Annotated in this window: 7 protein-coding genes and 1 pseudogene; 7 read left to right on the top strand and 1 reads right to left on the bottom strand. The window is 67.3% G+C overall.

Features of this window, described 5'->3' with window-relative positions; all coding sequences use genetic code 11:
- The first annotated feature begins 33 nt into the window (after positions 1-33).
- The 7 genes and pseudogenes from B9D87_RS07615 (at position 34) to B9D87_RS07580 (ending at position 14,510) form a co-directional block, all read left to right on the top strand.
- Complete coding sequence (locus B9D87_RS07615; RefSeq protein ID WP_085977810.1) at positions 34-1,542, top strand: MFS transporter; 1,509 nt, start codon at positions 34-36, stop codon at positions 1,540-1,542.
- A 429-nt stretch (positions 1,543-1,971) separates the two neighbouring features.
- Positions 1,972-8,396, top strand: a pseudogene (pks2, locus tag B9D87_RS07605) (sulfolipid-1 biosynthesis phthioceranic/hydroxyphthioceranic acid synthase).
- Positions 8,397-8,415: 19 nt separating this feature from the next.
- Positions 8,416-9,735 carry a cytochrome P450 gene (locus B9D87_RS07600; protein ID WP_007770806.1) on the top strand — a complete coding sequence of 440 codons (1,320 nt, stop codon included), beginning with the start codon at positions 8,416-8,418 and terminating at the stop codon, positions 9,733-9,735.
- Positions 9,713-10,051, top strand: coding sequence for a hemophore-related protein (locus B9D87_RS07595; protein ID WP_080598535.1), 339 nt, complete (start codon positions 9,713-9,715; stop codon positions 10,049-10,051). Before B9D87_RS07600 ends, B9D87_RS07595 begins: the two co-directional genes overlap by 23 nt.
- A 16-nt stretch (positions 10,052-10,067) precedes the next feature.
- A complete protein-coding gene (locus B9D87_RS07590; RefSeq protein WP_174320894.1) occupies positions 10,068-10,835 on the top strand; it encodes a siderophore-interacting protein in 768 nt (255 codons plus the stop codon).
- Positions 10,836-10,837: 2 nt separating this feature from the next.
- Entirely contained in the window at positions 10,838-12,577 is a 1,740-nt protein-coding gene (locus tag B9D87_RS07585; RefSeq protein ID WP_007770811.1) for an AMP-binding protein, read from the top strand.
- Between the two features lie 1,054 nt (positions 12,578-13,631).
- Positions 13,632-14,510: an SDR family oxidoreductase gene (locus B9D87_RS07580; protein WP_007770813.1), complete on the top strand. Its 879-nt coding sequence runs from the start codon at positions 13,632-13,634 to the stop codon at positions 14,508-14,510.
- Here the strand turns inward: B9D87_RS07580 and B9D87_RS07575 are convergent.
- Positions 14,507-15,943 carry an amino acid permease gene (locus tag B9D87_RS07575; RefSeq protein ID WP_007770814.1) on the bottom strand — a complete coding sequence of 479 codons (1,437 nt, stop codon included), beginning with the start codon at positions 15,941-15,943 and terminating at the stop codon, positions 14,507-14,509. The genes B9D87_RS07580 and B9D87_RS07575 overlap by 4 nt on opposite strands.
- Between the last annotated feature and the right edge of the window lie 90 nt (positions 15,944-16,033).

Below are 16,033 nucleotides of genomic sequence, written 5' to 3'. Positions count from 1 at the left end.
ACCGAAAGCGCCGCAGCGCAGTAGCGGTTCATGATGGCCGTCGAACCGACCACGCTGCGCCCGACGAAGAGGCACGTTCCGGCGTTGCTGCGGTCGCGCCGGTTCGTCGCCGTGATTGTCGCGATCGGCGGCATGCAGCTGATGGTGGCGATGGACGGCCCCGTCGCGATCTTCGCCCTGCCGAGGATCCAGAACGAGCTGGGCCTGTCGGATGCCGGGCGGAGCTGGGTGATCACCGCCTACATGCTGACCTTTGGTGGCCTGATGCTGCTGGGCGGTCGCCTGGGTGACACGATCGGCCGCAAGCGCGCTTTCATCGCCGGGGTCGCGCTGTTCACTTTCGCCTCGACCTTGTGCGGCATCGCTTGGGACGGAGGCACTCTGATATCGGCGCGGCTGCTGCACGGCGCGGCTTCCGCGATCATGGCACCTACCAATTTGGCGCTGATAGCGACCACCTTCCCGAGGGGCTCGGCACGTAACGTCGCGACGGGCGTGTTCGGCGCGATGTCCGGTCTCGGCGGGGTGCTGGGCCTGGTGGTGGGCGGGGCGCTGACCGACGTGTCGTGGCGGCTGGCGTTTTTGGTGAACGTGCCGATCGGGCTGGCGGTGATCTGCCTGGCCGTCATCATGCTGCAGGAAACCCAAAAGGAGCGGATGAAGCTCGACGCCACCGGGGCTGCGCTGGCCACGTTGAGCTGTACCGCCGCGGTGTTCGGCCTGTCGATGGGCCCGGAGCAGGGGTGGCTGTCGCCGATCACGATCGGTTCGGGCTCGGTGGCCGTGGCCGCCTTCGTGGCGTTCGTCCTGGCGGAGCGCACCGCCGAGAACCCCATCGTGCCGTTCGGCCTGTTCCTCGACCGCAACCGGCTGGCCGCGTTCGCGGCCATGTTCCTTGGTGGTGGGGTACTTTTCTCCCTCACGGTGGTGGTCGGCCTGTATGTGCAGACGGTCATGGGCTACAGCCCGCTGCACGCCGGCGTCGCCTTCATCCCGTTCGGCATCGGGGTGGCCATCGGGGTGGGTGTGGCGTCGAAGCTGGTGATGTGGTGGCCGCCGCGGGTGGTGGTGCTCGCCAGCTGCGGCCTGATTCTGGTCGCGACGCTGTACGGCGCGACCCTCAACGCCGGGATCCCGTACTTCCCGAACCTTGTTCTGCCGCTCAGCATCGGCGCCATCGGTATCGGCGCGATCTTCGTCCCGCTCACGCTGTCGGTGATCGCCAGTGTCGGCGTCGACCGGATCGGGCCCACCTCGGCGATCGCGGTGATGCTGCAGACCCTGGGCGGACCGCTGGTGCTGGTCGTCATCCAGGCCGCCATCACGTCGCACACGCTGCGGCTGGGCGGCACGCTCGGTCCGGTGAACTCCATGAACGCCGCCCAGTTGCATGCGCTGGACCGCGGCTACACCTACGGACTGTTGTGGCTGGCCGGGGTGGTCGTGCTGCTCGGCGGGGTGGCGCTGTTGATCGGGTACACCGCCGCGCAGGTGGCCCGGGCGCAGGAAGCCAAGGAAGCCGCCGACGCGGGGGCGATGTAGCTCGTCGAGGGGTATGCCAACCGGACCGGCCGCCTCGCCGCGCCGCCGGCCCGGGTAGCGCCGCGCCGCCCCGTATCGACGAAAGCGGCGAGATCGACGAAAAGTGCTGCCGCAGAGTATAATCCGTGCCGACCCACTCATTTGCGGCTGCGTCATTTCCGGCCGCCGGCCAACCGCCACTCTGTCGGTCCGCGCCCACCACTCTATGTGTGGGTCCTGACTACGCTACCGACTTGATAAGCCTGACAACGGGATTGAAACCCACGACGCTCTGGATCATGCACTTCGTCGAGACCGCTTTCGGGCGCCCCGTCGGCAACAGCTAGTGCACCGAACTATTCGTGCCACAGCGAAATTTGGAGGACTGGTGAAACCTGACGGCGTGCGCGCAACGGACAAGCTACTTCGTCGTCGCTCCGAGGAGGCGAAATGACTACACATCAGATCGACGACGTCATGCAGCGTTGCCCTTCGACAGACTCTCCGCCGATCGGCGCCACACCGGTCACTCCTGTCGCCGTGATCGGCATGGCTTGCCGGCTACCCGGGGCCATCGACTCCCCCGAGCAGTTGTGGGAGGCGCTGCTGCGTGGTGACGACCTGGTCACCGAGATCCCGCCCGACCGCTGGGACGCCGACGAATATTACGACCCCGAGCCGGGTGTGCCGGGCCGGTCGGTATCGCGGTGGGGCGCATTCATCGACGACGTCGCCGGCTTCGATCCCGAGTTCTTCGGGATCAACGACCGGGAAGCGACCGCGATGGACCCGCAACACCGCTTGCTATTGGAGACCTCGTGGGAGGCCATGGAACACGCCGGCCTCACGCGGGAGCGAATCGCCGACTCGCGGACCGGGGTGTTCCTGGGACTGACGCATGGCGACTACCAATTGCTGGCCGCCGACACGCGCTCGGTGGAAGGGGCGTACGGCTTTTCGGGCAGCAGCTTCAGCCTGGCGTCCGGGCGCATCGCCTATGCGCTCGGGGTCCACGGTCCCGCACTGACGGTGGACACCGCGTGTTCGTCGGGCCTGACCGCGATACACCTGGCCTGCCGCAGCCTGCACGAGGGCGAAAGCGACCTTGCCCTGGCCGGCGGCGCCACGCTGGCGCTGGACCCGCGAAAATTCTCCGCGGGCTCAGCCGAGGGCATGCTGTCGCCGACCGGGCGCTGCCACGCCTTCGACGTCGCGGCCGACGGGTTCGTCGGCGGCGAGGGCAGCGTCATGCTGCTACTCAAGCGGCTGGCCGACGCGCTACGAGATGGCGATCGGATCCTGGCTGTGGTGCGGGGGACGGCCGCCAATCAGGACGGTCACACGGTGAACATCGCGACCCCGTCGAAGACCGCGCAGACCGCGGTGTATCAGGCGGCTCTGACCGCCGCGGGAGTGGACGCCCGCACGGTCGGCATGGTCGAGGCGCACGGGCCCGGCACCCCGGTGGGTGACCCGATCGAATACGCAAGCCTGGCAAACGTTTACGGCATCGACGGCCCCTGCGCGCTGGCGTCGGTGAAGACCAACTTCGGCCATGCGCAGGCGGCCTCTGGAGCGCTGGGGATGATGAAGGCGATCCTGGCGCTGCAGCATGGTGTGGTTCCCCGGAACCTGCACTTCAGCCGGTTACCCGATGACCTCGCCCAGATCGATACGAACCTCTTTGTGCCGCAAGAGACTACACCGTGGGTCAGCAACGGCCGCCACCCGCGGCGGGCGGCGGTCTCGTCGTACGGGCTCTCGGGAACCAACGTGCACGCCATCGTGGAACAAGCACCCGAGCGGGCCGCCGAAGCCGTTGCGCCCGAGGTGGTCTCGGCAGAATTGTCGGTGACGGCGCCACTGTTCGCCGGCGACGACCCGCTGTGCACGGCCTCGCCGGGTTTGCGATCGCCGCTGCTGTTCCCACTGTCGTCCACCTCGGCCGACGAACTGCGCCGCACCGCCGGGCGCCTCGCCGACTGGGTGCGGGCGCATGACGACCTCGCGTTGCCAGACCTGGCGTACACGCTGGCACGCCGGCGCGCCCACCGCCCGGTGCGCACCGCCGTCATTGGCGGCAACCGGCTGGAGCTCGCCGAGGCTTTGCGCGAGGTTGCCGACGGCGATACTCCTTATCCGGCCGCGGTCGGCCAGGACGACCGCGGACCGGTGTGGGTGTTCTCCGGGCAGGGTTCGCAATGGGCGGCGATGGGCGCCGACCTGTTGGCGGTCGAACCGGTGTTCGCCGCCACCGTGGCGCAGGCCGAGTCGGTGATCGCGCAGGAGTCCGGGTTTTCGGTGACGGAGGCGATTTCGGCGCCGCAGGTCGTGACCGGTCAAGACCGCATCCAGCCGACCCTCTTCACCATGCAGGTCGCGCTGGCGGCCACCATGAGGTCCTATGGAGTCCGCCCGGGCGCGGTCATCGGGCACTCCCTCGGCGAGGCCGCCGCGGCCGTCGTCGCGGGTGCGCTGTCGCTGGAAGACGGGCTGCGTGTCATCTGCCGCCGCTCGCGGCTGATGTTCCGCGTCGCCGGTACCGGTGCCACGGCATCAGTGGAATTACCTGCGCAGCAGGTGCTTTCGGAGCTGACCGCACGCGGTATCAACGACGTCGTGGTGGCGGTGGTGGCGTCGCCGCAATCCACGGTGATTGCAGGCGCCGCGCAAACGGTCCGCGACCTGGTCGCGGCCTGGGAGCGGCGTGAGGTGATGGCCCGCGAGGTCCCCACCGATGTCGCCTTCCATTCGCCGCAAGTCGATCCGATCATGGACGAGCTGACCGAGGCACTCGCCGAGATCAGCCCGACGACACCGGAAGTTCCCTTCTACTCGGCGACCCTGTTCGACCCGCGCGAGCAGCCCGTGTGCGATGCCCGCTATTGGGCGAACAACATGCGCCGCATGGTGCGGTTCGCCACGGCCGTGCAGGCCGCGCTGGAGGACGGCTACCGGGTCTTTGCCGAGCTGGCGCCCCACCCGCTGCTCATCCGCGCTCTGGAGCAGACCGCCCGCAGTCGCGAGATGCCGATGGCCGCCCTGGCCGGTATGCGCCGCGAACAGGCGCTTCCGCACGGGCTGCGAGGGTTTGTCGCGGACCTGCACAGCGCGGGCGCCGCGGTCGATTTCGCCAAGCTCTACCCGAGTGGGCGGCTGGTGGACGCGCCGCTGCCGACCTGGACGCACCGTCGGCTGTGGTTGAGCGGCGGCGGTCAGGAATCCCCGACGCATGGCGGTTGCACCGTTTCGGTACATCCGCTGCTGGGCTCGCACGTGCACTTGCAGGAGGAACCCGAGCGCCACTTGTGGCAGGCCGAGGTCGGCACCGCCGCCCAGCCCTGGCTCGCCGACCACCAGATCCGCAACGTGGCCGTGCTTCCCGGCGCCGCGTACTGCGAGATGGCGTTAGCGGCCGCGCGTACCGTGCTGGGCGAGACGGCGGAGATTCAGGACATCCGTTTCGAGCAGGCGCTGCTGCTGGATGAGCAGACCACGATCGGCGCCTCGGCGTCGTTGTCCTCGCCGGGCGTCGTCGACTTCACCGTTGAGTCGAATCAGGGCGGCGAACAGGTGCGGCACGCCGCGGCGGTCCTCCGCGCGGCGGAGGATGAGCGGCCACCCGCGTATAACGTGTCCGCGCTGCTCGCGGCGCACGCGAGTTGCGACGACGGCGCCGAGGTACGCAAGCGTATGGACCGGCGTGGCGTTCAGTACGGTCCCGCGTTCGCCGGTCTGGGCCGCGTCCACACCGGTGAGGAGGCGACCGGCACCGTGCTGTCCGAGGTGGCGCTACCACGCCAAATCCGCTCGCAACAAGCGGCTTACGGCGTTCACCCCGCGCTGCTGGATGCCTGTTTCCAGTCCGTTGAGGCTCATCCGGACGTGCAGGCCCTCGGCGAAGGCGCGCTGGGTTTGGTATTGGGTATCCGCCGGCTTCGCTCCTACGGCGCCGCCCGCAACGCCCACTACTGCTACACCCGGGTGACCAAAGCCGATACCTCCGGGGTCGAGGCCGACATCGACGTGCTCGACGAGCACGGGGCGGTCCTGCTGACCGTGCAGGGGCTGCGAGTGGGCGCCAGCGCATCCGAGAGCGGCACCAGAGATCGGGTGCTGGCTGAGCGGCTGTTGACCGTCGAATGGCGGCAACGAGAACTGCCCGAGCCCGACCACACCGACGCCGGAAGCTGGCTGCTGATCGGGACTGCCACCACCGCGGACGTGGTGGCCAGCACGTTGGCCGACGCCCTGAAAAACCAAGGGGTGCACTGCACCACGATGTCCTGGCCGCAGCACGCCGATCACGCCTCGAACGTGGGGCAGCTCGGAAGTCACTTGCGCGGCGGCGGATTCACCGGTGTGGTGATCCTGACCGGTCCGAAAAACGGCGACACCGACGACCAGTGCGCGCTGCTGGGCCGCGACTATGTGCAACATCTGGTGCGCATCGCCCGCGAGTTGACGGACCTTCCCGGCGAGCCGCCGCGCCTGTATGTCGTGACCCGCAACGCACAAAGTGTGGTGTCCAACGACGTGCCCAACCTCGGGCAGGCCGGGTTGCGGGGGCTGGTGCGGGTAATCGGCATGGAACACCCGCATCTGGGCGTCAGCCAGATCGATCTGGACGAATCCACCGATGTCGAACAGCTGGCACGGCAACTGCTCGCCGGGTCGGAGGAGGACGAGACCGCCTGGCGAAATGGCGCGTGGTACAACGCGCGACTGTGCCCCGCTCCACTGCTTCCCGAGGAGCGGCGGACCGCCGTCGTCAACCACGAATACGACGGGATGCGCCTGCAGATCCGTACGCCCGGTGACCTGGAGTCGCTCGAACTCGTTGCCTGCGAACGTGTTCCGCCGGGACCGGGGGAGATCGAGGTCGCGGTCAGCGCGTCCAGCATCAACTTCGCCGACGTGCTCGTCGCGTTCGGCCGGTACCCGGCCTTCGAGGGCCGGCTGCCGCAGCTGGGCACCGACTTCGCCGGCGTGGTGACCGCGGTCGGGCCGGACGTGACCGGCCACAAGGTGGGTGATCGCGTCGGGGGCCTGAGCGCCAACGGTTGCTGGGGTACTTTCCTCACCTGCGACGCGCGCCTTGCCGTCACGCTGCCTGCCGGCCTGGCCGAGGACCAGGCGGCGGCGGTGACAACAGCGCACGCCACCGCCTATTACGGCCTGCACGAGCTGGCCCGCATCGGGTCCGGTGATCGGGTGCTCATCCACTCGGCGACCGGCGGTGTCGGACAGGCGGCGATCGCCATCGCGCGGGCCGCGGGAGCCGAGATCTTCGCCACCGCGGGCAGCGAGCAGCGTCGACAGTTATTGCGCGACATGGGTATCGAGCACGTCTACGATTCGCGAAGTGTGGAGTTCGCCGACCTGATCCGCCGTGACACCGACGGCTATGGCGTGGACATCGTGCTCAACTCGGTCGTCGGCGCCGCTCAGCGCGCGGGCGTCGAATTGTTGGCGTTCGGTGGACGATTCGTCGAGATCGGCAAGCGCGACATCTACGGCGACACCCGATTGGGGCTCTTGCCGTTCCGTCGCAACCTGACGTTCTACGCCCTCGACCTGGCGTTGATGTCGTTCAGCCACCCGGACAGGCTGCGAGGGTTGCTGGACACGGTGTACCGCCTGACCGCGGACGGTTCGTTGCCGATGCCGCAAAGCACCCGCCATCCGCTTGCCGACGCCGCCACCGCGATTCGGGTGATGAGCGGCGCTCAGCACACCGGCAAGCTGGTGCTCGATGTCCCGCACACCGGCCGCAGCCGCGTGGTGGTGCCGCCGGCGCAGGTGGGGGTCTTCCGTGGCGATGGCGCCTACATCATCACCGGCGGGCTGGGCGGCCTGGGACTGTTCCTGGCCGAGAAGATGGCTTCTGCCGGTTCGGGGGCGGGTTGCCGGCGGATCGTGCTGTCCTCGCGCTCGCAACCGGAGCCCGGAGCGCTGGAGACGATCGAGCGCATCCGCGAGATCGGTGCCGACGTCGTGGTGGAGCGCGGCGACATAGCCGAGGCGGGTACGGCTGAGCGGTTGGTGGCCACGGCGACCGCGACCGGGCTTCCGGTGCGCGGCGTGCTGCACCTGGCGGCGGTGATCGAGGATGCCACGCTGGCCAACATCACCGACGAGCTCATCGAGCGTGACTGGGCGCCAAAGGTTTACGGCGCGTGGAATCTGCACAGGGCTTTGCAGGGGGCCGGCGCCGAGCAGACGTTGGACTGGTTCTGCTCGTTCTCCTCGGCCGCCGCGCTGGTGGGGTCGCCCGGGCAGGGCGCCTACGCCGCGGCCAACAGCTGGCTGGACGCCTTCACCCGCTGGCGCCGAGCCCGGGCCTGCCGGCCACCGCGATCGCATGGGGGGCCTGGGCGCAGATAGGACGCGGCACCGCGTTGGCCGCGGGCGCCGACGTTGCCATCGCTCCCGACGAAGGCGCGTACGCGTTCGAAGCACTGCTGCGCCACGACCGCGCCTGCACAGGGTATGCGCCGATAACGGACACACCGTGGTTGACCGCCTTCGCCCAGCGCAGTCCCTTCGCCGAAGCGTTCCGCTCGGCCGGTCAGAGCTCCACGGGCACAAGCAAACTGCGTGCCGAGCTCGACGAGTTGGCCCTGGACGAGTGGCCCACCCGGTTGCGGCGCCTGATCTCCGATCAGGTCAGCCTGATCCTGCGCCGCAACATCGATCCCGACCGTCCGCTGTCCGAGTACGGCCTCGACTCGCTGGGCGGCCTCGAACTACTTACCCGCATCCAGACCGAAACGGGCATCCGCGTGACGCCCGCCGACATCGCCACCATCGGCACCATTCGCGGTTTGGCGGAGCTGCTGTACGGAAAGCTGGCCCCCGCCGAGGCCGCTTGAGGCTGAAAGGTTTTGAATCATGGCACCTGACAACATGACCACCGGCAAGTCCGCTCCGAGCGGACCCGAGAGCCTCGACTTCTTCACCGAGAAGTCGCTCGTCGATGACCCGTACGACTACTACGATGCGATCCGTCGTTGCCCGGTATGGCGTGAGCCGGCCCACGGCGTGGTGATGGTGTCCGGGTACGACGAAGCCCTCGCCGTGCAACGCGACGCCGACAAGACCTTCTCGGTATGCAATATCGTCAGCGGACCGTGGTCGGGGCTTCCGACCAAAACCGACAGCGACGACGTCTCGGACCTGATCGAACGGCACCGCCACGGGTTTACCTTCGGCGACTACTTCCTCACGTTCGATCCTCCGAAGCACACCGCGCACCGCTCGCTGTTGAGCCGGCTGTTCACACCCAAGCAGCTCAAGAACAACGAGGACTTCCTGTGGCGCCTTGCCGACGAGCAACTCAACCGCTTCATCGCCGACGGCAAGTGCGAGATCGTCCTCGACTACAACTTCCCGTTCACGCTCGACGCGATCACCGACCTGCTGGACGTGCCCGAGGCGGACCGAGAGCGATTCCGCACCGCGGCGTATGCCAGCAGGCTCGAAGGCGACCGCAGCGGCTTCGTCGGCGTGAAAGAGGAATGGTTCGTCGAGTACATCGAGCAGCGGCGGCGCGAGCCGCGCGACGACGTCCTCACCGAGCTGGCCTTGGCAAAGTTTCCCGACGGCACGACACCCGACGTGATTGACGTCGCCCGCGTCGCCACCTTCATGTACGCGGCCGGCCACGGCACGACGATCGACCTGCTGAGTCTCTCGATGCTGATGCTCGCGGAACGCCCGGACCTGCAAGAGCAACTGCGCGAGGATAATTCGGAGATCCCCGCCTTCATCGAGGAAATGCTGCGCATCGAAAGCCCGATCAAGACGAATTTCCGCCTGGCCCGGCGAACCACCAGGATCGGCGACCTCGATGTGCAAGCCGGCACCAGCGTGCTGGTGATGAACGGTGCGGCCAACCGCGATCCACGGCGGTTCGACGAGCCCGATGAGTTCCGCCTCGGCCGCCCAAACATACTGCATCACATGGCATTCGGCCGCGGCATCCACACGTGCCCGGGCGCCCCGATCGCGCGCGCCGAAGTGCGGGTGAGCCTGGAGCGAATCCTCGACCGGATGGCCGACATACGGCTTTCCGAGGCCGAGCACGGCCCGGCGGGCGCTCGTCGGCTCAAATGGGACCGCACGCCATTGTTCAGGCGCCTCAAGGAATTACATCTCGAATTCACTCCGGTTCAGGAGGTGTCCAAAAATGGCCATGCGATCGTGGACTAGGTTGGCGGCCGCGGTTTGCGGCCTGACGTGGTCGTTGACCGCCGGGGCCGGGCTCGCATCCGCCGATCGGGATCTGAGCCCGTTTGTCAATACGACCTGTAACTACGATCAGGTGCAATCGGCGCTGCAGGCGGCGGATCCCCAAGCGGCCGCACAATTCAACTCATCGCCGGAGAGCGTCTCCTTCTTGCGCCAGTTCCTCGCCTCGCCGCCGGGTCAACGCCAGCAGATGGCGCAGATGCTGGCCAGTCAGCCAGGGGCCGACCAGGAGTTTGGACTGGTCCAGCGAGTCTTCAACACCTGCAACAACTATTGAGCAGTTGGAGTTCTCCGTGGCCACCCTCATCGAAGGTTTCCCGCTCGTCAACACGCTGCGCGACGCGGTGTTCCTCTCCGCAACCGTCAGCGAGATCGAAAGGCTGTCACCGAGAATGCGCCGCGTCCGGTTCAGCGGACCGCGACTGCGGGGCCTGGCCTGGACGCCAGGTCAGCATGTCCGGCTGCAGGTCGAGAGCCTGCGTGAATCCGTCCTGCGGCTGCGCCCATACCCCGCGCTGCGCACGTACTCCATCTACGACGCCGACCCCGGCATCGGCGCGCTCGACATCGTAATGGTCGACCACGACGGTGAGCCGAAGGGCAAGACGCCCGCCAGCCGCTGGGCGACGGCCGCCTCCGCCGGAGATCACGTTCATCTCACCCGGCCCCAGGGCAACTTCGTCATCCGCCACGACGCGCCCTACCACGTGTTCGCCGGCGAGGAAACCGCTTCGGTCGCGTTCGCCGCGATGCTTCGATCCATCCGCCCAACCGCCGAGATCTACGGAGTGATCGAGGCCGCGACCGACGCCGACCATCTTCCCCTCACCGCACCGCTGACCCGGGTCGAGCGTGGTGACGCCGCGGCGGCGAACTCTGCGGTGCTCGCCGACGGGCTGCGCAGCCTCCCGCTGCCCGGCTATCCCGGCGTCGCCTACCTCGCCGGCGAGGCCCGCACCGTACAAAGCCTACGCAGAATATTGATCACCGAACGTGGCTGGGACCGACGCCAGATACGCACTAAACCCTTTTGGACACCCGGCCGCATCGGGATGGAGTGATCATGCTTGAGGCCTCGGTTTCTGACCTGCTGTGCGAACGCGCCAGCTTGCAGCCCAATGACACCGCCTTCACCTTCGTCGACTACGAGCAGGACTGGAACGGGATCGCCGAAAGCCTGACGTGGTCGCAGTTGTACCGGCGGACGGTGAATGTCGCACGGGCACTGCAGCGTTGCGGATCGACGGGTGACCGCGCGGTGATAATGGCCCCGCAGGGGCTCGACTACATCGTGGCGTTCCTCGGCGCACTGCATGGGGGACAGGTCGCGGTCCCGCTCGCCGTTCCGTTGGGTGGAGTCAGCGATGAGCGCGTCAGTTCGGTGCTGCGTGACTCGTCGCCGACAGTCGTGCTCACGACGTCCTCCGCCGCGGAAACCATTGCCGGATACGTCAAGTCGCAATCCGGCGGACCCGAGCCATCCGTCGTCGAGGTCGACCGGTTGGACCTGGACGCCCGGGCAGGATCCGGTGCCGGGTGCTCGGATCGTCCAGAGCTGGCGTATCTGCAGTACACGTCCGGATCGACCCGTCAACCGGCCGGGGTGATGGTCTCGCACCGGAACCTGTTGGCGAATTTCGGGCAGGTGATGTCCGACTTTTGCGCGGAGCACGGCGGTGTCGCCCCGCCGGACACGACCATTGTCTCGTGGCTGCCGTTCTATCACGACATGGGTTTGATACTGGGGGTGTGCGCACCGGTTCTGGGCGGGATTCGCGCGGTGCTGACGAGTCCGGTGTCGTTCCTGCAGCGACCGGCCCGGTGGATGCAATTGCTGGCCACCGAAAGTCACGCATTTTCGGCGGCCCCGAACTTCGCCTTCGAATTGGCGGCACGCAAGACATCGGGCGAGGACATGGCCGGACTGGATCTGGGGGATGTGCTGGTGATCCTCAGCGGCAGCGAACGCGTGCACCCTGCGACGTTGCGGCGTTTCACCGAGCGGTTCGCGCGCTTCAATCTGCCCGGCCAAGCGGTGCGGCCGGCCTATGGGCTCGCGGAGGCAACGGTGTACGCGTTGACCCGAACGCCGGCGCAGCCGCCCGAGATCGTCCACTTCGAATCCGAGAAGCTGGCCACCGGAACCGCGGTGCGCTGCGAAAGCCCAACCGGCACACCGCTAGTCAGCTACGGGGCGCCGCGGTCACCGATGATCCGCGTCGTCGATCCCGACACCAGGATCGAGTGCCCGGACGGAACCGTCGGCGAGATCTGGATTCACGGTGACAACGTTGCAATGGGCTACTGGGAGAAGTCCCGAGAGACCGAACGCACATTCGGCGATCGGCTCGTCGCACCGCCCGAAGGCACGCCCGAGTCGTTGTGGCTACGCACCGGCGACTCGGGGTTCTTCTTCGACGGCGAACTGTTCATCATCGGCCGCATCAAGGATCTGTTGATCGTCTACGGGCGCAACCATTCACCCGACGACATCGAAGCGACGGTCCAGGAGATCACCCGGGGCCGATGTGCGGCGATAGCGGTTCCGCACGGGGGCATGGAGAAGCTTGTCGTGATCATCGAAGTCAAGAAGAAGGGTGCGTCCCACGGAGAGGGGGTGGACAAGCTCGCCGTCGTCGAGCGCGAGGTCACCTCGGCGGTCTCCAACTCCCACGGCGTCGGCGTCGCCGATCTGGTGCTGGTGACACCCGGTTCGATACCGATCACCACCAGCGGCAAGGTTCGGCGGGCGGCGTGCGTCGAGCAGTACCGGCAGGGGCAGTTCGCCCGCCTGAACGCTTAGACGCCATCACCGGCGCGGTTTTCCGTGGCATTGCGGGTCGGCCGGAGTTGTTGACCACGACGACAAAGTTGAATTGTCATTGCCGAACGCCATTGATGCTGATCGGGTCCGGATCGCCTGGTCGAGTTCTGGTGCGGTCCACCCGCGCTACCGAAACAGCGCCGGTTCCGCTGTTTTTAGCGGGCGATTTCGGTTACGCCCGTCATTCCGCGCCGTCCTACTTCTTCGCTGCGCCCCAGGACTTTCCCACCGGGCGCCAGCAGAATAGGTTGCTGCCCTGACGATGCCACAGATAGGTGTCAAGATCGCCCAGGCTCGCATGCGACACAAATTTCCACATCGGAAAATCAGGGGGATTCGATTTTTTATGCATCATCCGCCCCTTTAAAACTGCGCCAGCACCGAAGGCGGCTGCTCCCGGTGGGCGGTGCGCACCGCCGGGCCGGTTCGCCGAAGGCCACGCGCCGGCTCCGGGAGCGCGCTGTTGGGTCCGGCGCGCGGTAGCTGGGTTGGCTGTGCCACCGCGCGCCGGCCGCCCGGACATGGCCGATTTGCCTTTGTTTCGATAACGCGCGGCGGTGCGTCGCAAATGGACTACCGACGTCGCCGGCGGTGGGGCTAAGCAGTCGATTGTCATCCGGCGACCTCCCGGCGACATGCGCAATTGCGTGTCATGTCCGGAGCTTATGGTCGGCTCTGGCGCCGTTGGGCCGAGTGCGAGCCAAATAGAGTAGTGGGAGCGCCCAGTTAGCGTAGCGACGGCGCGGAAATACTCCGCCGATACCGACCGAGCACACCGCATCATCCCGCGAAAGAGTGGGTCCAGAACGGGTGCAGATAAACAACTTTCACACCGCCCCCACACGAAATCCGTAAGACGCGCGTTGAATACCGCTGGCTTTCGGCGATGTCAATTTCATCGGTGCGGTGTCGCCATTCTTGAATAGTTCATCGGGCCGCTGATCCACCGCAGACCGGAGGTTGCCGGCGCGAACCTGTCGGCGTCGCGGACGGACGCCCTCCCTCGGATACAGCGCACGGTACGTTGGCGAGCATGACATCGCTGCGGGACAAAGTCGTTTTCATCACCGGCGGTGCCCGGGGGATCGGGGCCGAGACCGCGCGCCGGCTGAGCGCCAAAGGCGCCAAGCTCGTGCTGACCGATCTGAACGAGGCGGACCTCAAGGCGCTGGCCGCCGAACTCGGCGAGGAACGGGTGCTGACCGTCGTCGCCGACGTGCGTGACTTGTCGGCGATGGAGGCTGCCGCGGGCCGCGCGGTCGAACGATTCGGCGGCATCGACGTGGTGGTGGCCAACGCCGGTATCGCCAGTTACGGCTCGGTGCTGCAAGTGGACCCCGACGCCTTCAAGCGGGTGCTCGACATCAACGTGCTCGGCGTCTTCCACACCGTGCGCGCCACTCTGCCGGCGTTGATCGAGCGCCGCGGCTACGTGCTGATCGTCTCGTCGCTGGCCGCCTACACCGCCTGCCCCGGGCTGGCGCCGTACAACGCCTCCAAGGCGGGCGTCGAGCTGCTGGCCAACGCGCTGCGGCTGGAGGTGGCCCACCGGGGCGTCACCGTCGGCTCGGCGCACATGTCCTGGATCAACACGGCGCTGGTCCGTGACACCCAGTCCGACCTGCCGGCGTTCAACGCATTGCTGGCCAGCTTCCCGTGGCCGCTGAGCAAGACGACCACGGTCGACAAGTGCGCCGCCGCCTTCGTCAAGGGGATCGAGCGCCGGCGCACCCGCGTCTACTGCCCGCGCTGGGTGGCGCTGTTCCGTTGGGTCAAGCCGGTGCTGTCCAGCCCGGTCGGCGAGATGCCGCTGCACAAATCCACCGCCGAGCTGCTGCCCCAGCTGGACGCCCAGGTTGCCGCGTTGGGCCGCTCCACCAGCGCTTACAACCGAGACCTCGGCACGTCCTAACCGGTCTTGGTCGCGCCCTGCGATGCGACGGCCGCCACCCGGTTGCGCACCAGGAACCATCCGGCGCTCAACGCGGGGACGACGAATACCACCGTCGCGATGGTCCAGACGCCGGTCTCTTTGTCGAACGCCATCATGACCAGGACACCGGCCAGGAACGCCAGGGTGAGGTAGCCGGAGTAGGGGGCCCACGGCATCCGGAACCGCGGCCGTTCGACGAGCCCGGCCTGGGCCAGCCGGTAGAAGCGCAGCTGACACAGCACGATGGTCGCCCAGCACGCGATGATGCCGGGCGCCACGATGTTGAGCACGATCTCGAACGCTTCGCCGGGGTTGACGGCATTCAGGGCGATGCCGACCAGACAGATGGCCGCGGCCATCGCGATGCCCACGAAGGGCACGCCCGTCCTGGACATCCGGATCGCGAACCTGGGTCCGCTACCACTGGACGCCATCGAGTGCATGATCCGGCCGGTGGAATACAGCCCCGCGTTCAGGCTCGACAGGGCGGCGGTGAGCACCACGATGTTCATCAGGTCCCCGGCGCCGTGGAAGCCGATCCTGGAAAAGAAAGTGACGAAAGGACTTTCGGTCGCCTTGTAGGACGTGTATGGCAGCAGCAGGGCCAGCAGCGCCACCGACCCGACATAGAAGATCGCGATGCGCGCGATCACCGCGTTGATCGCACGGGGCATGACCTTCTCCGGCTCGGCGGTCTCACCGGCGGCCGTGCCGACCAATTCGATTGCGGCATAGGCGAATACCACGCCCGAGGTGGTCAACAGGACCGGCAGCACGCCGGACGGGAACAGCCCGCCGTGGTCGGCCCACAGACTCAGCCCGGTGCTGTGACCGTCGATGCGATACCGCCCCGCCAGGAAGACGACCCCGACCACCAGGAAGGCGACCAGCGCCAGAACCTTGACCAGCGCCGCCCAGAATTCCAGCTCACCGAACCACTCCACCGAGATCAGGTTCATCGACAGCACGACGATCAGGGCGAGCAGCGCCAGTACCCACTGGGGGATCGATTCGAAGGCCGTCCACCGTCGCAGGTAGGTGGCGATCGCCGTGGTGTCGACGATGGCGGTCATCGACCAGCCCAGGAAGTACATCCAGCCGATCGCGTAGGCCGCCTTCTCGCCGAAGAGCTCCCGCGAATACGACACGAACGAGCCCGACGACGGGCGATGCAGCACCAACTCGCCCAGCGCTCGCAGAATCAGGAACACGAAAACGCCGCAGACGGCGTAGACCAGAAACATCCCGGGGCCCGCCTTGGCCAGCCGGCCGCCCGCGCCCAGGAAGAGCCCGGAGCCGATCGCGCCGCCGATGCCGATCATCTGCACCTGCCGGTGCTTGAGCCCCTTGCGATAACCGGCGTCTTCGCCGGTTACGGGATTTGGGTTGCCATCACCAGGCAACGCGGCCATGAAACGTCCAATCGGTAGGTCGCGAAGCGATGCTTCCGTACGCGGTCGGCCGACGGCAAATTCAGCGAGATTCGACGGCGATGACGAGCG

The organism is Mycobacterium colombiense CECT 3035 (genome assembly GCF_002105755.1).
GTDB classification, from domain to species: Bacteria; Actinomycetota; Actinomycetes; order Mycobacteriales; family Mycobacteriaceae; genus Mycobacterium; species Mycobacterium colombiense.
Note: the sequence above shows the minus strand (reverse complement) of the source record. Positions and strands in the feature narration are given on the sequence as shown.